Raw genomic sequence first — 20,947 nt, 5'->3', positions numbered from 1 at the left:
GAATCCAATAACTGCTCAGGCACTCTGCGAAGAACCCATGAATTACAGCAAGTCTTGGCCAAGTAGCGTGAGCCTTTATATTACTGCGTGCATGGCCTGGTTTGAGCGAACCTTCACACTACATCATGCATCGGCCTTGGTTGGAGCGAACTGATGTGGAAAAAGTACACCTAATCCGAGTCGTGTGCTCCCCCTGAGATTAGTTAGTGGAAAAAATCCACTTATTTCCTTCTACAATCACTGAATGGATGGAAATGGAGAGGAATAGGTCTACTTTTTCCATCTAATCATCAAAAAATCAGTAAAATTCATAAATTAGTTTTCCTTTTTCCACTTCATTTTGCTGACAGTTTCCCTGTTGTTGTTCATTTCATAAGCGAATTCTTACTGCAGGATACCTTGCTTTCTCTCACGGTAGCTGCGGCACGCTTCTACCAGCCGGACTGCCGCCGGAAAATGCGAAGCCAGATGAATGTGCGCATAAGCAGCCATAACATTCCCGCAGGAGTAGCCCTCCGGCTGGCTGCCGCTTCTGCCTTTGCTATCATATGCATAGGTCCACGTCTCTCCGGTAACATAGCTCATCAAGGAGTAGTGAAATTCATGGCCGCGCAGGCTCTCCCCCTGCTTCAGCAGCAGGCAATCCTCCCGCGCTGTAACTTCGCGGTAGCCCAGGGCCACGCGCCGCTCCTGCATGACGGTATGGGCGGGGATAATCCCGGCCATCGCATGCACTGCTCCAGCACGGTCCTTGAGGCTGCGGGCCAGCACCATATAGCCGCCGCATTCCGCATACAGCGGCATTCCAGCCGCCGCCGCTGCCCTAAGGCCGCGCAGGAAGGCCGAATTCGCGGCGATCCCGGCGGCGAATTCCTCCGGGAAGCCGCCGCCGAGGTAGATGCCGTCCGCGTCCGGCGGAATGCCTTCGCCGCTGAGCGGGCTGAACAGGGCAAGCTGCGCCCCGGCGCGGGCAAGCAGCTCCAAATTATCGGCGTAATAGAAATTAAACGCCGCATCACGGGCAACAGCAATGACCGGTGCTGTGTCATCTGCAGTGGCCTTGCGACATATCCGATCCTTAGGCGGATTAGGCCGCATTGAGCAGCCGCCACCTGGAGCGGCTGTTGCCGGAAGGAGCGCTCCGGCTTCGGATTTCGCTGGCCGGGCTGCTTCGGTGTCCGCTGGCAGTACCGCCAGCGGCACTTGCCCTGCGGCTTCCATCGGGCAATCATCAGGAGCAGCAGCGCCTTGCTGCTCCTCTCCCAGCATTGCCGGCGCTGGATAATGCAAGGCGGGCGCTGCCACAGCCAGCTCCAGCAGCGCATCCAGGTCCGTGCCCTCTGCCAGCAGGTCTGCGGCACGGTCAAATAACGGCTCCAGCTCACCTCGTTCAACGGCGGGCAGCAGCCCTAAATGCCGCTCCGGGATATCCAGCCCGTGATCCCGTTCCAGCCAGCCGATGACCGGGATGCCACAGGCTTCTTCAATCGCAGCTTTGACCGTCCGGTAATGGCTGGCACTCCCGCAGCGGTTCACGATCACCGCAGCGATGCAGAGATCCCGCTCCAATTGCTGAAAGCCCAGCACAATCGCCGCCGCGCTGCGGCCCATGCTGCGCACATCCACCACCAGCACCACCGGACTTCCTGTAAGGATGGCTATCTCTGCCGTTGATCCCGTAAGCGAGGTCGCTTCTTTGCCGTCATATAACCCCATAACGCCCTCGATCACCGATAAATCGGCTTCCTCCGAGGAACGTAAAAAATACTCCAGCATATAGCTGCTTGAAGTCATCCAGGAATCCAGATTGCGTGCAGGCTGGCCTGTTACGGCAGCATGATAGGCCGGATCAATATAATCCGGCCCGCATTTGAAGGCCTGCACTGTAAGTCCGCGCCGGGCAAAAGCCCGCAGCAGGCCAAGCGTCACCGTGGTTTTGCCCGATCCGCTGCCCGTACCGGCGACCACGAAGCGGGGACGGGGCGCTGAAAGCTTTTGCTGTCCGCTCAGTTCATTCATTTGCTGCTCCCTCCGCTCCTTCGTAGTTAACTCTCGCTACAGCGATTGTCGCATTGCCGCTTTTTTTCTTCTTCAGCACAAGCTCCTGCGCGCCGGAGGACAACAGAGCCGCAGGCTCGCAGACACCGTAGGCTCCAGTCGCTCTGAATACTGTATCCGAGGGCTGCTCCAGCTCCACCGTATTCAACTGCTCCGGTGAATACAAGACCAGCTCCCAGCCATACTTCCCGCACAAGGCCAGTAGGCCAACTTCGTCCCCCTTGATCGCAGCAGTGGCGAGATTGCGGACGCTTAGAAGCGAAAGCCCCAGCTCCGCAAGAGTGCCCAGCACTACAGCTTCCAATTCTTCCAGCAATGTGCCGCGATTGCAGCCCATGCCAAGGACTAAGCTGCGCGGATGATAGACTACCGTCCGTTCCCCCAAAGCAGTCGTCTCAGGCTCTGTCAGATGCCGATCAGTGACTACAATCGCCGCGCTGAACGGGAATTCCCGCAGCTCTGCCATGCTGCCGCAGAGTCGCACATGCTCCGGCAGTTCGGCTCCGGGCGGCAGCCAGCCGCGCTCGCCGCTCTCCTGCAGGAAGGCCACCGCCTCCCCGTTAACCACAGCGGCGCTGACTGTCTTCATCGGCGCGAAGCTGTCCGCACGCCAGCCGAATTCCCGGCCCAGCAGGTCCACCGCGAAGGTGCCCTGCACATCCGAGGCGGTGGTGATCACGGGATGGCTGTCCAGCAGCTCTGCGATCTGCAGCGTAAGGCGGTTGGCGCCGCCCAGGTGCCCGGAAAGCATGCTGATGACATGCTCTCCCCGCTCGTCGATCACGATGACGGCGGGATCGGTTCTTTTATCCCGGAGCAGAGGCGCAATCAGCCTTACCGCCGCACCCAGCGAGAAGAATAGAATGATTCCTTCATAGCGCTGGAACAGCTCCGGGAGCAGCTCTTTGACCGGCCCCTCAAACACATACTGGATGCCCGCAGCCTCCTGTAATTCTCCGCTGTACTTGGCGCAGCAATAGACCTCGGTATCCGGCAGCAGCCCGCCCAGCGTAAGCGCCAGCCGGATACCGTTTCTGGTAATGGCGACCGCTGCGTACCTGTTAGCCATTCGGACCCAATCCTTCCCTGCAGCCGTGAGTGAATGTCTTGTCGTACAGCTTCGAGCGGTGTTGGTCACGGTCTACCAGAGCAGGGTCCAGCGCCCAGCCCGCAAGGATCATCGCATGCATGGTAATGCCCGCTTCGCGCAGATCATCCGCAAGCTTCGCTACAGTGGTCCGCAGAATCTGCTGGTCCGGCCAGGTGGCCCGCTTCACAACAGCTACCGGCGTGACCGGGCTCCATCCGGCGGCGAGGAATTCCTCTGCTACGTGCCCTGCCAATGAAGCGCTGAGGAACAGCGCTACAGTGCAGTGATGCTCCGCCAGGCGGCGCAGCTGCTCACGCTCCGGCACCGGCGTCCGTCCTTCGGCGCGGGTCAGGATCACCGTCTGCGTCAGCTCCGGGACCGTCAGCTCCGCGCCCAGCGCCGCCGCCGAGGCAAACACGGAGCTGACGCCCGGGATGATCTCATAGCTGACACCGCAATGCTTCAGCAACGACATCTGCTCCAGAATGGCGCCGTACATAGACGGATCACCTGTGTGGACTCGGGCTACACTTTTACCGGATTGTACCGCCGATGCCATTAGCTCCACCTGCTGCTCCAGATTCATGCCCGAGCTTTGCAGCACCTGGGCTCCCGGCTTCGCACTGGCAATCAGCTCCGCGCTGACCAGCGAATCGGCATAGAGCACAACATCCGCCGAACGCAGGATGCGGCTGCCTTTTACCGTAATCAGCTCGGGATTACCGGGGCCTGCACCCACAATATATACTTTTGCCTTCAGCATCGCAGTCTGCGTCATTTGCTCACCACCATAAGGCTCAAATATTCCAGCTCTTTGCCACGCAGCTTACGCGCATCCCGCCACACGGTCTCATACGGGGAGGTCACCTTGGTGACGACGGATGCTTTTCCGCCAAGCCCAAGCTCGTCCAGTACATCCAGCACCAGCTCCAATACCTTGGCCACCTTCAGAAACACCACCGTATCATGCTGGAGCAGCGCTTCCTTCAGCGCCCCGCGGTCCTCCGTAGCCGGGATAATCCCCACCCGCTGGTCGCCATCGGCCAAAGGCTGTTCAAGCGCGGCTGCCGCACCCAGCACCGACGAAATTCCCGGAATCGAAACAATCGGCACACCGGGATGCAGCTCCTGCATCAGCCGGGCCAGGTGAATAAAGGTACTATACAGATTCGGGTCGCCCTCCGTCACAAAAGCAACATCCCTGCCCATCTCCAGCTCATTCCAGCACAGCTCCGCCGTACGGTTCCAGCCGCTTGCCAGTTGTTCCGGATCTCTGGTCATCGGGAATACGAGCCCCAGCATGATTTTTTCGTCAGCATTGACGTGCATGTCCACAATTTCCTGGGCGTAGGATTTCCCGCCTTTTTTGGCTGCCGGATAAGCGATTACCGGACATTCCTGCAGCAAACGGCAGGCTTTGAGTGTAATCAGCTCAGGATCGCCGGGACCCACACCTACACCGTACAAGGTTCCCAGGCCAAGGGGGGTCCGCTTTTTATCCGCGAGCGGGTTCTCGTTAACAGCATCATACAAAACATTTGCGGCCTGCATTGCCGCTTCGGTGGTCAGTTTTTCAGCATCGTGCTGCTTATTCACAGGCTGCTGCCGCAGTCCCGGTGCGCCTCTGGTTTCAGTCATTTTCATCATAATCCCGTTTCCCTCCTCATGTTGCAGTTATGTTCATTACCCAGAAACCCTGGCTTTCGCAGAAAAGATAATTGTATTTACTACAGCTAAAAAGACGCGAACGAACGAAATAGCAGCGATAGTTGCATTCTGTACATTTAAAAATGCCGGAAGCTTCTTTTTTCCACAGATGATAGCTTTATAAGTGTACGAAATACAATTAATCGGTGACAGTGTCCAAAAAGCACCTTTTTAGTTGCAGGAAGTGCAATTATCGGGTTGGGTGCGGCCGCAAAATAAACCTACTCCCCCCGGCGCCCGCTGATAACGTAGACAGGGTTCATCCCCTCAAACCGGGTCATGCCGAGGATCGGCTTGCCACGTGAAGCCTGAAGCTGCGTCACCTCTGTTGTCATTCCCGCGAGCTTCAGCGCCTCCATGCCGGCATACAGCGTCTCAACGGTTATCGCTCCGATAACAATCCGCCCTTCCGGCTGAAGCCGCTGTGCGCAGTGGGCAATAATGCTCCCCAGCTCGCTGCCGCTGCCGCCGATGAACACCGCATCCGGGTCCGGCAACAGCTCGAGCCCCTGCGGGGCTTTGGCGTGGATGATCTCGAAATCGGCGCGGAATTTCCGGCGGTTCGCTTCCATGTTGGGCAGATTATCCGCTCCTTTTTCCAGGGCGTACACCTTGCCGAGACGGGCAATCCGCGCACATTCCGCCGCTACAGCGCCGGAGCCGGAGCCGATGTCCCAGACTACCGCATCCTCGGCCAGATTCAGCTCCGACAGGACAAGGGCGCGCACCTCACGCTTCGTGATCAGCCCCTTCTCCGGGCGCCTTTGGTGGAACGCCTCGTCGGGATACGCAAAACCGCGCCTCCGGGCAGGTCCGCTTCCCGGCCTCCGCCGCAGAATGACCACATTCAGCGGGGCAAAGGTCCCTTTTTCCAGCTCCTCCAGCTCCCAGAACCGGCAGACTTCCCCGCTCCCGCCCAGCCGCTCGCAGACAAAAGCCTCATATTCCGTCATCTCGAACTCCCGCAAATAAGCGCCGATTGCTGCCGGAGTATTAGTCTCATCGGTCAGCAGTGCGATTTTGTGCCTGCCGTCCATCCGCTGGGCCAGCCCCCGGATCGGGCGTCCATGCAGACTGATCAGCTCGGCATCCTGCCAGCTATCCCCCAGCCGCGCAAAAGCAAGCTGAACGCTGCTGTAATGCGGAATGACTTCGACATTCTCCGGCCCGAATCTGCGGACCAGATAGCCGGCGATGCCAAAAAACAGCGGGTCCCCCGACGCCAGCACAACCGCCCGCCGCTCTCTCCACACTTCCTCCAGCTTGTCGGCAAAAGCCTTGAGGCCGTTCTTCAGAACGATTTTTTCGCCTTGGTAGCCACTGAAAAAAGACAGCTGCCTCTCCCCGCCGAGCAGCACCTCGCTCCTCTGCACCTTGCTCAGACTGTCCGGCGTCAGCCCGCCTGCTCCATCCTCACCGATGCCAATAATATAAATGATGTCAGCCACAGATCTCCGCCCTTCCCAGCACTCGGCCCTTCATCGTGATCAAGACCATCTCCACGGTCATGTTCCCATTCATATGCTCCAGACATTGCCTGCAGGCATGCACGCACAACTGTTCAAAAAAGCCGTCATTCCCGGCCTCCGTCATCAGATCAACGACCTGCGAGGCTGTATTGGCGGCGGCAATCTCCTGCACCAGCTTCTCACCCGCTCCCGACTCCGCCGCTATCCGGGCAAGAAAGCCGAAATCTACCGAGGCATTTTTGGAGTGGATCAGCATGGCTCCCTGCGCCACCTTCGAGTACTTGCCTGCCATGCCTACGAGTGTGACTTTCGTGATTCCATGGGCTTTGGCATGCTCCAGCGAGAAGCCTACATATTCGCCCATTTGGATAAAAGCTTCCTCCGGAAGCCCAGCAAACATTGCCTGCGCATATTTCTCACTGCTGCCGCCTGTCGTCAAAATAATCTGCTTGTTCCCCATCGCCGCCGCAACCGAAATCGCCTGCACCACGCTTGCTTTGTAGGCCTCGGTGGAGAACGGCGTCACTACGCCGCGCGTGCCAAGAATAGAGATGCCGCCAAGAACGCCGAGCCGCGGATTCAGTGTCTTCAGCGCGATGGCTTCCCCTTCCGGCACACTGATGACCACCCGCAGTCCCCTAGCCGCGCCATGCTCCTCCAGCACCTCGGACACAGCCTCCTGAATCATGCGCCGAGGAACCGGATTAATCGCCGCTTCCCCAACCGCCACCGGCAGTCCCGGCTTGGTGACTCTCCCGACACCCTTGCCTCCGTCAATCTCCACACCGGGAGCATCGCGCCAGCTTACAGCCGCCTCAATCCTGGCCTGATGTGTGGCATCCGGGTCATCCCCGGCATCCTTGACCGTTGCACATACCGCCGATGCATCGCCGTGGCGCTGCCAGCCGGTCAGCCCGAAGGTATGCCGGAAGCCTGCCGGCAGATCTATATCCACAGTCTGCGGGAACTCGCCCGTGATGAGCAGAAGCGCCGCGCCTTTGGCGGCTGCGGCAGCACAGGCGCCGGTGGTGTAGCCCCGGCGCAGCGGCACCTGTGCCGGGGAGCTGGCGGCTGCGGCTTCTTGGCCGATGCCAGTGGCCTTGGGGCTGGGCGGTGCCGGCACACCGCCGGCAGCCCTGGTGCTGCCGGATTTCGGCGTCCCGCCGGAAGCTTTACCGCTGCACGATGCTGGCGCATCGTCAGGATCGTGCCCACTCCCGCCGCTGGTTAGCCCGGAAGGGTGTAGCGGCGCTTGCTTGTTTTGCTGCTCCGCTGCAATCCGGCTCCTGTGGCTATCCTCCAATTCCTGAGCGCTTTCCAGCCCGGGCAAATCTAGTGGCTTCTGAAACTCCAAGGCTATCAGCTCTCCTTACTGCTGTTAGATGTAATTCTTTTTCAATAGCTGCATCAGCCCTGATTCTGCAATTCTTCCACTTGACGGACCGCCAGTAAACTCAAGGCATTGACCGCCGCGACAACAACCGTGCTGCCGCCTTTGCGTCCAATATTCGTGATATAAGGGATGTCCAGCTTGCGCAGCTCATCCTTAGACTCCGCCGCAGATACGAATCCAACCGGCATGCCGATTACGAGCCCCGGCCGCGCTGCACCATCTTTTACCAGACGAATCAATTCCAGCAGCGCCGTAGGCGCATTGCCGATCACATAGATGCCGCCCGGCGCTTCGGCGCAGGCTTTGCGGATTGCAAGGATCGCGCGGGTCGCCCCCAGTTCCTTCGCCTGCTCAACAACATCCGGATCAGAGATATGTACTCTAACCTCGCCGCCATATCTGTGAATCCGTTCCTTGGCGATCCCGGCCTCCACCATCCGCACATCGGCAATAATCGGTTTCCCCTGCAAAATGGCGGCAATGCCCGCTTCAATCGCCTTGGGATGAAACACCAGACTCCGTCCCAGCTCAAAATCGGCAGAGGCGTGAATGATCCGCTGCACCACCGGATACTGCATTGCGGTAAAATCATGCGCTCCCAGTTCCTCGGTAATCATCTGAAAACTCAGGCTCTCGATCTCCTGCGGCTGCACCGTGAGCGGTTTAAATTCCGTGCCAAATTCCATATTGTATCCCTCTTTTCTTCAAAGCTAACAATCCACGGGCAGCCAACACACAGCTAATCCTTCTATCGGCGCGGTATTTTTAGCGTTCATTTGTTCAAATTAAAGACACACTCTAACCGCAGCGCATTTTCCCGCCTATTCCAGCGCCCTCGCCACTGCATCCGAAATCCCGGCAAAAGAATCATAGACCTCGCCAAAAGCCCCAAAAGGAGTCTGCGGCCGCGCAATCAAAATCACATACAGCCCCATATCAAGCGCCGCATGCACCTTCTCATCGACGGAGCCTTCTGCGCCGCTCTCCTTGGTAATCATGACCTGCGTGCCGTACTGCCGGTACAGCGCCTCATTCAATTCACGGGAAAAAGGCCCCTGTAAAGCAATGATGTTGCGCTGCTCTATCCCAAGTGAAAGACATTTCTCAATGTTCTCCAGGCAAGGCAGCAGCCTGACCGTCAACCGGATACCGGGAGCGTTCAGCAGTTCCCTGGCGAAAATCTCCAGCGTCTTGCCGCCCGTGGTCAGCATGACCGAGCCTTTCAGCTCCTTGGCTCTGCGCGCGGCTTCTTCATATGAATGTACAACAAGCAGCTTCGGCTGGCTGTCATATTGGATACTGCGCCGCTCATAGCGAAAGTACGGCAAGCCCAGCGCAGCCGCTGCACCCATTGCATTAGCATGTGCCTCCAGCGCAAACGGGTGGCTTGCGTCTACTACCGCGCGGCAGCCTTTCTCCCGCAAAAAAGAGAGCAGCCCCTGCTGGTCCAGCCGGCCGACGCGGCTTCTGATGCCAGCGGCCTTCAGACGCTCCGCAGCGCTGGGCGTTACCACTGAAGCCAGCAGCGGCAAGTCCCGCTCCACCAAATGCAGCGCCAGATCACGGGCATCCCCAGTCCCGCACAGCATAAATATCATCGCGGTCAGTGCTCCTTCCGGGCACTGGCCTGGGCTACTCCCGCATGATGGTGGTGCCCGTCACCATGTTCATGGCGGTGCTCATGGTGGCAATCTCCCTCATGATGATGATGCCCGCCACCATGACTATGGCCGTGTCCATGATGGCAGCCTCCCTCATGATGGTGGTGCCCGTCACCATGTTCATGGCCGTGCCCATGATGGCAACCTCCCTCATGATGGTGATGCCCGCCACCATGACTATGGCCGTGCCCATGATGGTGGTGATGCGCGGCAGCTTCATCGCGGTATTTGCAGTTGTCACAGTTGGAATAGGCCTGCCCCTCCAGTGTCTCATCAATGCGCCCCATGAGCATGTCTGCCAGCAGCGGATGAGAGCCCAGATAGCTGCCGATCTCCACTTCAATCTCTGGATGGGCGGCGGCGAACAGCCGGACCGTTTCGTTAAACTGCTGCATCAGCAGCCCATTGAACAGCAAATATGGCAGCACCACAATTTTACGCGCGCCCAGAACCAGACAACGCTCCAGACCCTCGGGCAGCAAAGGCCTGGTTATGGCAATAAAGCAAGCTTCGACGCTTTTATAGGAGGTGCGTTCCCAGAGCAGCCGGGTCAGCTTGAAGAAATCACTGTTCGCATCAGGGTCGCTGCCACCGCGCCCCATCAAGAGCACTATTGTATCTTTATCTTCAACTGCAGAATGCCTCGCCCCGGCACAGGCAGCTCCGGCATCCACAGCTTCAGACACCGCGGCCGCAGTCTCTAGCTCAGCAGTATTCATATCTCCGGGCAGGCTGCTCATAAATTCCGGCGCGTTCAGCGGCACAGCCTCCCTGATACGGTCCAGCAAAATATCCACGGCCCTCTCCTGGACGCCAACCGGACGCCCATACACAAACTCCACACCGGGGTATTTCAGCTTGGCCTCATCCAGCGCCATCGGAATATCCAGCTTGGAGTGGCCCGCCGCGAATAGAATAATCGGAACAACGTAGATTGTTGCTGCGCCTCCTTGCACACACCGGTCAATGCCTTCGGAAATGGAGGGTGCGGACAGCTCAATAAAGCAGGTTTCAAAAGCCAGCTCCGGTCTGCGGGCGGCGAGCATTCGGGTGAACTCACGCAGCTCGTCATTGCCTTCCTCTACCCGGCTGCCGTGACCTACGAGCAGAACGGTTCTCTTCCCGTTCTCCTTCTGGGGGGCATTGCATGAGCATTCATGGCTTGCTGTGCCGTCCATAACGCTGACCTCCACGCTCTTATCCTTACTGCCCATAGCCATCCGCTCATAAAAAGCATGGAATCGTTCATTCCCGCGGCCTTCCGTACGGTAACGTTCAACCGCCTCCACCACTGCGGCTACCGCTTCGTCCTCGTTCATTCCTTCACGGACCAGGCTGCCCGGATGGGCGCCCCGCCCGGATTTTTTGCCACCGAGGTACAGCTCATAGCTGCCTCTGGACCAAATCAAGCCGATATCCTCCAGGACAGCCGAGTTGCAGGCCATTCCGCACCCGGCAACACTAATGTGCAGCTCACGCGGCACGGGCTGGCCGTTCAACTGTTCATAGAGCCGCTGCGCCGCTCCCAGCGCATCCTGTTTTCGCAGCTCACAAAACCCGCAGGTGTTGACCTTCACAAAATCCCCCGGTGCAGCAACATTCAGCCCAGCCGCCGTCAAAGCATCGGCGATTCCTGCTTGCTCCGCCTGGATGCTCCGCAGAACAAAATGTCCGTCTTTGGTGTACACAAGCCGGCCTTCAGCGCCTGCCAGCTCTGCCAGCAGCTTCATTTGCTCACCGCTGAATGTCCGGCTGCCGATTGCCGAAGCAATCTCCAGTTCGCAGGCTGCGGACGGATTTGCTGACAGATCGCCGGTACCTATGCTCTTCACTTGCTCCACCGGAGCAATGGATAATCCTGCATTTAACGCAGCCAGCTTGCCCGCTCCAGAGCCCGTAATCTCTACTGCCTGTTCGTTCGCTCCATTGCCTGGGTTCATCGCTGCATTCTCAGCCGTTCCATTGCCAGGGCCCATCGCTGCATTCTCAGCCGCTCTTTCACCCGCATTCAGGGCTGTCCTCGCACCCGCTCCAGCGCCTGCGTCCCCCTCCGGCGCTGCTCCGGCTCTGAGCGCGGCATCCCGGCCGGCTTCGCCCCCGGTCATCGCCGCCAAAGACCACGGCTCCGCTGCGGTCCGCAGCCGCTCATGCGGCTTCAGCGCCTGCGTATCGGCCCCAAGACTATACTTGCGCTCATAGCCGCGCGGTGTGACCATCACGCCCTCATAGACCGTCGTGGCAGAGTTGCCGACAATGACTGTAGAGAGCATGCCAATCTCATGCTCCAGCATGTCCTGAAGCGTCGTAACCACCGTCATCTGGCGGTCGCGATAGGCGCTTTTGACAATGCCGACCGGCGTGGCAGGATCGCGGTAACGGAGCAGGATATGACGCGCCTCTTCAATCTGGCGGGTCCTTTTTCCGCTGCGCGGGTTATAAAAAGCAATCACGAAATCAGCCTCCGCCGCAGCCTCAACCCGCTCTGCGATGCTCTCCCAAGGCGTAAGATGGTCGCTTAGACTGATCGTACAGGAATCATGCATAATCGGTGCGCCCAGCAGCGAGGAGCAGGATTGAATCGCCGATATGCCGGGAATCACCTCAACCTCCACACCCTCACCACGGCTCCAGCCCCGTCCAATCAGTACCTCATAGACCAGCCCGGCCATTCCGTATACGCCTGCGTCCCCGCTGGAAATTACAGCAATAGTCTGTCCCGCCTCTGCCCGGCGCACTGCTTCCTGGGCGCGGCTAACCTCCTCGGTCATGCCTGTGCCGACAATCTCCTGATGCCGCAGCAGCGGCTTGATCAGGTCCACATATGTCGTGTAGCCGATCACGGCATCACTCTCTTCCAGCGCAGCCAGAGCACGGCCCGTAATATGCTCCAGCCTCCCTGGACCAAAGCCGATAATCAGCAGCTTTCCTTGTTTCTTCACCCTTGTTCCCCCTTTAGTTTTCGTCCTCCAAAACTCCAATTTGCTATAGCGATTGCACTTTCTACAACAGAATCTACTCCAAAGACAAGAACCTACAATTCTATTGCACTTCATACACTAGAATCGAAAAAAACCCCCACAATACGTGCATTATCTAAATTTCTGTTGCACAAAATACACCAGATTACTCTATTAGCCTGTTTTGCCGAGATTCTATCCTGAAATAACGATGTCCGAACAGAGGACATTGTTATGGAAGCCTCGAATTTGGCGAAGCCAAATTGAGGGCCTTCTATGAAATTTCATCGTCTGAAGTGCCGCGAAAGAGCGGCATGGCTGTCTATTGCACTATTTACAATTACAGCGGCTGCGTTAACCGGGAGGGAGTACGGCTAAAATATGCAACCAGCCTCCAACCAGCTACGAACCCACTCATTCCAGCACTCCTGCGGACAACAAACCGCCCGTTTCCCAGTGTAGGCTGTTGCAACCCCTTCACAGAAACTTAATATCTCTTACATTTTCAAAAATCCCCTTGCCCGCTATCGCCCAGCATCCCGCTCAGCAGCGCTTTGAAATCTCCCGCATTCCGGGGCGCGCTGTGCCCTGCAGTCAAGCGGCGGGGCAGGCTGTGCCACAGATCGGCCAGCAGCGGAAGCTCAAGGCCCACCGCCTGCAGCGCTTCCCTCCGGGCAAAAATATCCTCCGGCGTTCCGGCGGCAACGCAGCTTCCCTGATCGAGGACGATGATCCAGTCCGCCCAACGGTAAGCCAAATTCATGTCATGCGTAGCCATAACGACCGTAGTGCCCTTGCGGTGAATGGTATCCAGCCCCTCCAGAAGCAGTGCCTCGGACACCGGGTCCAAATAGGACGTTGGCTCATCCAGCAAAATCAGCTCCGGTCCCATCGCCAGCACACCTGCGAGTGCGGTACGCTTTTTCTGGCCCAGGCTGAGCTGATGCACCGGCTTATCCTTCAGCGCTGTCAGATTCATCTGCTCAAGCACCGCAGTGCAGCGCATCTGAATCGCCGCCTCATCCATCCCCATCCCCCGCAGCCCAAAGGACACATCCTCCAGCGGTGTACTTAAGATGAGCTGCTGCTCGGGGTCCTGAAAAACAAGGCCAACTCTGCGGCGCAGGGCGGCCAGCTCTTTTTTGGCGTAGGATACAGGGCTTCCCGCTTGCTGCACCGTCCCCGCCTGTGGCCGCAAAATGCCTACGGCATGCAGGAACAGGGTGGATTTGCCGGAGCCGTTGTGGCCGAGGACCGCTGTTTTGCCACCCTTTGGAATGGAGACGGTCAGCTCCCGCAGCGCGGGCTCCGCCGTGTCCGGGTAACGGAACACCACTCCCTCAAAGGCCAGACAGTAATCCTTGTTGTCCATAATGCTCTCCTTCTTCAGTTCATTTCACTTCATCTATTCGTATGTAATGCTGAACGCGTGCTAGCTCCATGTAATCCACAACTGTGCCAGCAGCAGGAGTACGATTCCCGCATAGGCCTCCAAAGCGAATCTGCGCGGCACTGGGCGGGACACATAAGGCGGCAAAGGAATCTCCCCGGTAAAGCCCCGGGCCGCAAGTCCCTGCGACAGCCCGTAATAACGGTGCATGGTGCTTGCGAACAGCGCGGCCGCCATTCCGGCAGCCTCCCGCAGCTTGGGCATGAAGCCTCTCTTGCCGCCGCGCAGCCGCCGGGCCAGCAGCATGCCGTGTGCCGTATCGTCAAGCAGGAACAGGAAGCGGTACATAATCAGCATCAGCTCCAGCACGATCTGAGGCATACGCAGCCTGCGCAGCACCTGCAGCAGTTCACCAAACGGCGTAGTAAACATAATAAAAAAGAAGCAGGACAGACAGGCCGCTACCCGTGCCAGCAGCACGCCCGCCCGCAATCCGCCCTCCGCTGTAATGTAGATGTACCGCGCCGTCCCCGGCAGCGGCAATGACAGCGCAGCCTCTCCTGCAGCGGGACGGCCCAGCTCCACCATGAGCGCCGGAACGCTCAGGAGGTAGAACAGCAGCGCCGTGCCGAACAGCAGCCCGTAGGCGCTGAGCGGGATTTTTGCATACAGGAGGCACCACAGGATCATCCACAGCGCGATAACAGCCTGCAGCGCAGGATGCAGCACATGGGAGAGCGCGAGCATGACTGCGGCGAACAAGCTTTTCCACATCGGGGAGAGCTGCCGCAGCGCATTGCTGTGGGACAACACATCAATTCTTCTGATCATTTCTGCTGCTGACGCTCCCGTTTTCCCTTCATAAGGCCAATCGTATAGCCGATAATTCCGGCTCCAATTGCCGCCTGCAGCGCAAACAGCATACTTTCCGTTTCTCCCGGCAGCTCGGCCAGGGGTTTGAACCAAGGTTTATAGTTAGGATCAATCTCCGAAATCGCTCCCTCCGCCGCATCGTCGGCTCCTCCGAATTCCCCGTTCACCAGCAGCAGCGGCAGCACCACGAGCAGAACAACCGCCAGCAGCATCAGCCCGTTTTTCCATTTGTTTTTCACTCTGCGCTTCCTCCTTTGGCTCCCCGTTTCAAGAGCGACAGTTCCTGCGGGCTATAGGCCTTCAGCCAGTTCCACAGCAGCACGGTAAGCAGCCCCTCGCTGATGGCCAGCGGAATTTGGGTCACGGCAAAGATGCCGCCGAATTTAACAAAAGAAGCCAGCATGCCGCCGTCCGCCGACGGAAAAGCCGCCGCAAGCTGAAAGGACGTGACAACATAGGTCATCAGATCGGCCGCCGCCGCTGCGCAGAACACTGCCAGCTTTTCACGTTCCGTCAGCTTCATCGTCAGCTTATAAATTGCATATCCGGCAAAAGGACCCGCGACAGCCATCGAGAACGCATTCGCCCCGAGGGTGGTTATTCCGCCGTGCGCCAGCAAGAGCGCCTGAAACAGCAGCACAATGGAACCGATCACGCTCATCGGCAGCGGCCCCAGCATCACGGCGCCAAGTCCCGTCCCTGTAGGGTGTGAGCTGCTCCCGGTTACCGAAGGCATTTTGAGTGCGGACAATACAAAGGTAAAAGCACCCGACAGCCCAAGCAGCAGCTTCAGCTCGGGATTGTCTTGGGTCAGCTTTTTCAGCTTCATGATTCCAAGCACAAAGAACGGCACAAAGGCCACCCACCAGAATACAGCCCATCCTATCGGCAAAAAGCCCTCCATAATATGCATCGCTTCGGCTGTACCCGGCTCATTCAGCGCAAAATAAACCGTAAATCCGACAACCAGCACTGCGAAGCTGCAAAAACTGCGCTTGTTCATTCTCTCCTCCATCCTTTCATCAGTTGTTCTTCTGCTGCAAACCAAAAAAAACCCCCGCCCTCAGAGGGTGGGAGTTATATGTACGTCGAAAGATCACAAAGAGAAGGCTGCTTTCCCGCCGGTAAGATTCTGCAGGCACACCCTCTTCTCTGAACCTCTTCGTACACCGCTCCTATCCGCGTAGAGTCGTGTGTGCGCAAACAAGGTAGGTCTCCTGGCTTGGAATGCTGGCGCCATGCCCCCGTCTTCCCCGGCGCTCTGCCGAGTGACATCGTGAAGGCTGGCTTTTCCTTACAGTGGCGGGACCGCTCGGGAGTTGCACCCGATTCCCTGTTACCCCTTGAGGTACTTTGTACGATCAAAGGCACCTTGTTTTCATCGCTGATTCATCCTGTACATCATAGCGGACATGGCCGGCCGGTGTCTGTGATAAAAGTGGAAGCCCCTGTAAAGAGCTGCATAGCTTGTAAGAAGCTCATTTGAATAATATAATTATTAACTATATATGAATTCTTATTTTCTAACCTGTCCTGGAGGCTGTCTATGAAACTCGATCTTACCGAAGAATCACTGCCTGTATACGAAGCCTTATCGAGCGCCGTGCGCCTCCGCATGCTCCGCATGCTTGCCGTTCAGCCAATGAACGTTAAGGAGCTGGCATCAGCGGCCAAGCTCAGCAGCGCCATTATGACCATGCATGTCCGCAAGCTGGAGACTGCCGGGCTGATTCAGACACATATGGCCCCCGGGCGGAGCGGTCTGCAAAAGATCTGCACGCTAGCCGCAGAAGGTGCGGAGATTATTTTTCCCGGCCCGGGGAGAGCCGAACGCAAAAGCTACCGCATCGAGCTGCCCGTGGGGCATTATTCCGACTTTCAGATTGAGCCGACCTGCGGGCTGGCCACTACAGAGCAAATCATCGGCAGTTTCGACGACCCGCGTTATTTCTGGGATCTGGAGCGGATGAATGCGGCGATTCTCTGGTTCGGCAAAGGCTACGTCGAGTATAAAATCCCCAACTTTCTGCTGTCCAGTGAGCAGCCGGAGGAACTGGTCATTACGATGGAAATTGCCTCCGAGGCTCCGTCCATCAATAATAATTGGCCCTCTGACATCACCTTTACACTGAACGGCGTCAAGCTGGGCTACTGGACAAGTCCCGGTGACTATGGAGACAGCAGAGGCAAATATACGCCCGCCTGGTGGCATCCGCTTACCAATCAGTATGGTCTGCTCAAACAGCTGCGCATTACTCCCAAAGGCACTTACATGGACGGACACAAGCTCTCCGGGGTGACGCTGGATGAGGTGGGCATCCGGAGCAAGCAGTGGACCTTCAGGCTGTCGGTGGAGGAGGATGCCGAGCATGTCGGCGGACTTACACTCTTCGGCAAAGGCTTTGGCAACTATAATGAAGACATTCTGGTTGAGCTGTTTTATACGGACAGCGCCGATGCCAAAGAAACGGCTGCTCCTTAAGTTGTGACCTGAAGGATGTCCCGCTCAAGCCGAAGGCATAAGCACTATAAAAAGCCCCTATCGCCGCTGCACATTGCATGCGGAGAATAGGGGCTTTTCAATTCAGGCGGCGCTGGCTGCAAGCCTTCTCCGCCGCCTGCTTATTCCGTGACCGGCTGCCATAGTCCGCCGCCGGGAAGCGGACAGCCGCGCGCCTTGAGCCGCGCAACAACCGGTATAATGCAGCCGCAGGCGGTACAGGTCACACCGTCCTGCAGCTTGGAGCAGGCTCCGCAGAGAGCAATGCGCTCCGCATACACTTGATCCGAAGCGGTGTTATCCTCATTGAACATGGAGGACGCCAGAATACGGGCAATCTGCGCTTCCGTAACCTTATAATCGTCCCGGCAGCCTTTGCAGCCAGTGGTAGTCGCCATAGCTGTACTCCTTTTACGCCTTCGGTGTAATTTCCAGTACCGTTACCGACATCGCCGGCAGCTCTACAGTAAGCGTATTGCCTTCCAGCGTAAATGCAGTGAACGGCTGTGGAACAACCGCTTCCGGCTCGCTGAAGGTGTTGTGGGCGTCAATCTTTGCCCCGGCAAGCGTAGTGGCGGTGATCTCTGCCGCTTGGCCTGCAAGACCGCGCAGCTCCAGCGGAAGCTTAGCTGTAGACGCATGGTTCAGGTTGCACAGGCTGACGTGAATCACACCTTCCGCGTTGACCGAAGCCGAAGCGGATACTTCCGGGATTTCCCGTCCGCCTATGCTGTAAGAGCCGCTCTCCACCGTCAAATCCAGCAGCTCGGCATCTTGATGCACCTTGTACATGTTGAACACATGGTACGTTGGAGTCAGCAGCATTTTCTCCCCTTCGGTCAGAATGACCGCCTGCAGCACGTTGATCGTCTGGGCAATGTTCGCCATCCGCACACGGTCGCTGTGCTTGTGGAAGATGTTCAGCGTCAGTCCGGCCACCAGCGCGTCGCGGATCGAGTTCTGCTGGTACAGGAATCCAGGATTCGTGCCCGGCTCCACATCATACCAGGTTCCCCACTCATCGACGATCAGGCCGACTCTTTTCTCAGGATCGTATTTGTCCATAATCACACTGTGGCGGGTAATCAGATCTTCCATATGCAGCGCCTTTTCAAGCGTTGTGAAATATTCCGAAGCTTCAAAGCCGGTAGCCGCGCCCTTCTGCTCCCAGGGTCCAGGGACCGTATAGTAATGCAGCGTAATGGAATCCATAAACCGGGAGGCTTCGCGCATCAGCACTTCCATCCAGTTGTAATCATCCGAATTCGGGCCGCAGGCGATCCGGTGGATACGGTTATCCCCGTAGTTGCGCACATACGTCTGATATTGGCGATACAGATCGGCGTAGTATTCAGGACGCATATTTCCTCCGCAGCCCCAGTTCTCATTGCCCACGCCAAAATATTGTACAGCCCAAGGCTCCTGACGTCCATTCTTCTCTCTCAGCTCAGCCATTGGAGAAACGCCGTTAAAGGTGAGATACTCGACCCATTCTGACATTTCCTGAACCGTGCCGCTGCCCACATTGCCGTTAATGTACGGTTCGCATTCCAGCATGGCGCACAGCTCCATAAATTCATGGGTACCAAAATGGTTGTTCTCAACCGTGCCGCCCCAGTGAGTGTTGATCATCCGTTTGCGGCCTTCGCGCGGCCCGATGCCGTCCTTCCAGTGGTATTCATCGGCAAAACAGCCGCCCGGCCAGCGCAGCACCGGCACCTTGATTTCCTTAAGCGCTTCCACAACATCATTGCGGATACCCTTGGTATTCGGAATCGGCGAATCCTCTCCTACCCAGATGCCTTCATAAATGCAGCGTCCCAGATGCTCGGAGAAATGCCCATAGATGTTCCGGTTAATCGTTCCCTTGCGGATATCCGCGTTAAGCACAATACGTTGAGCCATGAAAAATGCCGCCTCTCTTTAATTAATATATTTATTAATTATTTAATTATTATATTAACATTATAAAACTCTTCTTTTCGGTTCGTCAACATCAAAAGCGTCTTGTCTATCAAAAGGGCTCGCAAGCCCCCATCCGGGACATTCACCCGCGCTGGACATACTAGAAAAAGCTGCCCCAGGGTATCGCCCGGAAGCAGCTTTTCAGTAGTATCATTCTTGCATAGGGTTAAACCCTAATGCAGCAAAAGCGTTCTGTACAAAATAACCGCTGCCTGTGCCCGGGTCGATAACCCCTTAGGTGCAAAGACATTGCCGCTTAAGCCGTTCACAATCCCATACTGCTGCATTGCCGCAACGGCTTCGGAGGCGTACAGCGCAATCTCTGCTTTATCGCTGAATGCAGCATCCGCTGCCGCCGATCCGCCCAACTCCAGCCCGAGAACCTTGGAAGCCCGGTACAGCATGACCGCCAGATCCTGACGGCTAATGCTGTCATTCACTCCAAAGCTGCCATCCGGCTTGCCTTCGATAATGCCCAGCTTCTGGGCCGAGGCGACAGCGGTGTAATACCATGCGCCCGGCTGAGTATCTGTGAACGGGGAGACGGCGGCGGCATCCTGCAGATCAAATGAATTGATAAGCATCGTAATGAACTGCGCCCGGCTGAGACGTCCATTCGGATCGAATTGTCCGCTGCCCACTCCGGTGATCGCCTCTCTGGCCGCCAAGGCCTCAATGGACTCTCTGGCCCACTCGGCTTTGGACAGATCCTTATAGGTCACATCGGCATGCGCCGGCACATACTTGCTGAAATGCTGCGGACGAAACGTTACACTTCTCGAAGCCGGATCATATTTGGTGCTCTTCACCGGCTCCAGTGTGCCGTTATCCGCCACATAATAGACTACAACCTTATTCGCCTTTTCGCCCGGCTGCAGTGTATAAGGCACCTTCACCGTTACTTCTTTCTTGTCAAAAGCACCCGCAGCGCTGCCATCCAGCTTCAACTGGAAATCATAGATAACCGCATCCGGTCTGACCTTATCCTGTACTGACACTGGTAAGGAAGAAGAGCCAGCTTGCGCGACAGAGAACTGCAGACTGCCCGCGGTTTTGGCTGCTTTCTTGCCGAAAAACGCCTCATTCAGCGTGATGCTGGCCAAACCGCTGTTAATGGTGACTGTCTTTAGCTTCTGCCCTAACGCACCCCGGATTTCTTCAAGCGGGAATTCGATTACAACCTGCTTGGCACCCGTTCCCGGCTGCAGAACAATGGTCAGGTCTTTGCCGCTGAGCTGACTGATTGCCTGCTGTAGACCGGCAGAATTAATCTTTACCGATGCTACTCCGTTCTCATCGGGTTCAGCTCTGAATACGAGTCCCCCTCCGGCTGCGCCGGGCTTGCCTGCTGTGTCCGGCAATGTCCCAGTGCCGCCCGTTCCATTCGAGCTGTTCGCAACCGTAACGGAGGCCTTGGCATCAGGCGTGTAGACAGACCAGACGCCGCTGTGTCTGACTTTGATGGTCTTCAGCGCAAAAGAGCTTGTGCCGTTCGCTTTGGCGGTAAAGGTGATCTTCCCGAGGACTGCCGCCCCGCTATCGCCTGCCGCATTGCCCAGCTTCGTGTAAACGGCGCGCAATTGGCCCGCGTCCAGCAGCTCCGGATTGACGATAGAGCTGAAGCCGCCGCTTAGATTCGTGGTAAAGGAATTGCTGTTCACAGACCATTTTGCAGGATCAAAACCCAGATTCAGCTCAAAAGCCGACCAGTCCCGGGCCTTGCTCACACTTACCTGAACCTCCACCTGCTCGCCGGCCGTCACCTTTGTCCTGGAGACATTAACGGAAAATTCCGGCTCATCCGCCGCAAAGCCTGCGGAAGGCCATAAGGAACAGAGCATGAGAATGACTAGACCAACTGCTAATAATTTCTTGTTCAACGAA

Annotated in this window: 17 protein-coding genes, 1 pseudogene and 1 riboswitch; of the genes and pseudogenes, 1 reads left to right on the top strand and 17 read right to left on the bottom strand. The window is 57.2% G+C overall.

All coding sequences use genetic code 11. The features are described 5' to 3' along the window. Positions 1-384: 384 nt before the first annotated feature. The 14 genes and pseudogenes from ACX1DY_RS14355 to ACX1DY_RS14290 all read right to left on the bottom strand — a co-directional run bounded on the left by ACX1DY_RS14355 (position 385) and on the right by ACX1DY_RS14290 (position 15,601). The gene (locus ACX1DY_RS14355; protein WP_458964867.1) at positions 385-2,019 is read right to left on the bottom strand and encodes a cobyrinate a,c-diamide synthase; all 1,635 of its coding nucleotides are present in this window, start codon (positions 2,017-2,019) and stop codon (positions 385-387) included. After that, the gene (locus ACX1DY_RS14350; protein WP_458964866.1) at positions 2,012-3,127 is read right to left on the bottom strand and encodes a cobalt-precorrin 5A hydrolase; all 1,116 of its coding nucleotides are present in this window, start codon (positions 3,125-3,127) and stop codon (positions 2,012-2,014) included. The genes ACX1DY_RS14355 and ACX1DY_RS14350 overlap by 8 nt, the downstream gene beginning before the upstream one ends. Further along, the gene (gene cobM, locus ACX1DY_RS14345) at positions 3,120-3,926 is read right to left on the bottom strand and encodes a precorrin-4 C(11)-methyltransferase (protein WP_458964865.1); all 807 of its coding nucleotides are present in this window, start codon (positions 3,924-3,926) and stop codon (positions 3,120-3,122) included. Before cobM ends, ACX1DY_RS14350 begins: the two co-directional genes overlap by 8 nt. Next, a complete protein-coding gene (gene cobI, locus ACX1DY_RS14340; protein WP_458964906.1) occupies positions 3,923-4,798 on the bottom strand; it encodes a precorrin-2 C(20)-methyltransferase in 876 nt (291 codons plus the stop codon). The genes cobM and cobI overlap by 4 nt, the downstream gene beginning before the upstream one ends. Positions 4,799-5,076: 278 nt before the next feature. Continuing rightward, positions 5,077-6,303, bottom strand: coding sequence for a precorrin-6y C5,15-methyltransferase (decarboxylating) subunit CbiE (gene cbiE, locus ACX1DY_RS14335; protein WP_458964864.1), 1,227 nt, complete (start codon positions 6,301-6,303; stop codon positions 5,077-5,079). After that, positions 6,296-7,414, bottom strand: a complete 1,119-nt coding sequence (locus ACX1DY_RS14330) for a cobalt-precorrin-5B (C(1))-methyltransferase (RefSeq protein ID WP_458964905.1) — start codon at positions 7,412-7,414, stop codon at positions 6,296-6,298. The genes cbiE and ACX1DY_RS14330 overlap by 8 nt, the downstream gene beginning before the upstream one ends. A gap of 317 nt (positions 7,415-7,731) precedes the next feature. After that, positions 7,732-8,403 (bottom strand): precorrin-8X methylmutase, encoded by a 672-nt coding sequence (locus ACX1DY_RS14325; protein ID WP_458964863.1) that lies wholly within the window; start codon positions 8,401-8,403, stop codon positions 7,732-7,734. Between the two features lie 135 nt (positions 8,404-8,538). Beyond that, a complete protein-coding gene (cobK, locus tag ACX1DY_RS14320; RefSeq protein ID WP_458964862.1) occupies positions 8,539-9,315 on the bottom strand; it encodes a precorrin-6A reductase in 777 nt (258 codons plus the stop codon). A 5-nt stretch (positions 9,316-9,320) separates the two neighbouring features. Further along, on the bottom strand, positions 9,321-10,556 hold the full coding sequence (locus tag ACX1DY_RS14315; protein ID WP_458964904.1) for a sirohydrochlorin chelatase: 1,236 nt from the start codon (positions 10,554-10,556) through the stop codon (positions 9,321-9,323). Next, positions 10,545-12,317, bottom strand: a pseudogene (cobJ, locus tag ACX1DY_RS14310) (precorrin-3B C(17)-methyltransferase); the annotation flags it as partial. The gene ACX1DY_RS14315 and the pseudogene cobJ, both read right to left, overlap by 12 nt. A 523-nt stretch (positions 12,318-12,840) precedes the next feature. Continuing rightward, complete coding sequence (locus tag ACX1DY_RS14305) at positions 12,841-13,707, bottom strand: energy-coupling factor ABC transporter ATP-binding protein (RefSeq protein ID WP_458964861.1); 867 nt, start codon at positions 13,705-13,707, stop codon at positions 12,841-12,843. Positions 13,708-13,767: 60 nt separating this feature from the next. Then, positions 13,768-14,556, bottom strand: coding sequence for a cobalt ECF transporter T component CbiQ (gene cbiQ, locus ACX1DY_RS14300; RefSeq protein WP_458964860.1), 789 nt, complete (start codon positions 14,554-14,556; stop codon positions 13,768-13,770). Next, positions 14,553-14,837, bottom strand: a complete 285-nt coding sequence (locus ACX1DY_RS14295; protein WP_458964859.1) for an energy-coupling factor ABC transporter substrate-binding protein — start codon at positions 14,835-14,837, stop codon at positions 14,553-14,555. The genes cbiQ and ACX1DY_RS14295 overlap by 4 nt, the downstream gene beginning before the upstream one ends. Further along, a complete protein-coding gene (locus ACX1DY_RS14290; protein ID WP_458964858.1) occupies positions 14,834-15,601 on the bottom strand; it encodes an energy-coupling factor ABC transporter permease in 768 nt (255 codons plus the stop codon). Before ACX1DY_RS14290 ends, ACX1DY_RS14295 begins: the two co-directional genes overlap by 4 nt. A 187-nt stretch (positions 15,602-15,788) precedes the next feature. Next, positions 15,789-15,988: riboswitch (cobalamin riboswitch) on the bottom strand. Positions 15,989-16,144: 156 nt separating this feature from the next. Here ACX1DY_RS14290 and ACX1DY_RS14285 point away from each other — a divergent pair. After that, positions 16,145-17,080 carry an ArsR/SmtB family transcription factor gene (locus ACX1DY_RS14285; protein ID WP_458964857.1) on the top strand — a complete coding sequence of 312 codons (936 nt, stop codon included), beginning with the start codon at positions 16,145-16,147 and terminating at the stop codon, positions 17,078-17,080. A 140-nt stretch (positions 17,081-17,220) separates the two neighbouring features. Here the strand turns inward: ACX1DY_RS14285 and ACX1DY_RS14280 are convergent, their stop codons facing one another. The 3 genes from ACX1DY_RS14280 to ACX1DY_RS14270 all read right to left on the bottom strand — a co-directional run bounded on the left by ACX1DY_RS14280 (position 17,221) and on the right by ACX1DY_RS14270 (position 20,943). Continuing rightward, complete coding sequence (locus tag ACX1DY_RS14280) at positions 17,221-17,496, bottom strand: DUF6171 family protein (protein ID WP_019912316.1); 276 nt, start codon at positions 17,494-17,496, stop codon at positions 17,221-17,223. Positions 17,497-17,509: 13 nt separating this feature from the next. Next, positions 17,510-19,003, bottom strand: a complete 1,494-nt coding sequence (locus ACX1DY_RS14275) for an alpha-N-arabinofuranosidase (protein WP_458964856.1) — start codon at positions 19,001-19,003, stop codon at positions 17,510-17,512. A 233-nt stretch (positions 19,004-19,236) separates the two neighbouring features. After that, entirely contained in the window at positions 19,237-20,943 is a 1,707-nt protein-coding gene (locus ACX1DY_RS14270) for an S-layer homology domain-containing protein (RefSeq protein WP_458964855.1), read from the bottom strand. Positions 20,944-20,947: the final 4 nt, after the last annotated feature.

The organism is Paenibacillus sp. BAC0078 (genome assembly GCF_054483875.1).
This window is presented reverse-complemented; position numbering and strand designations above follow the sequence as displayed.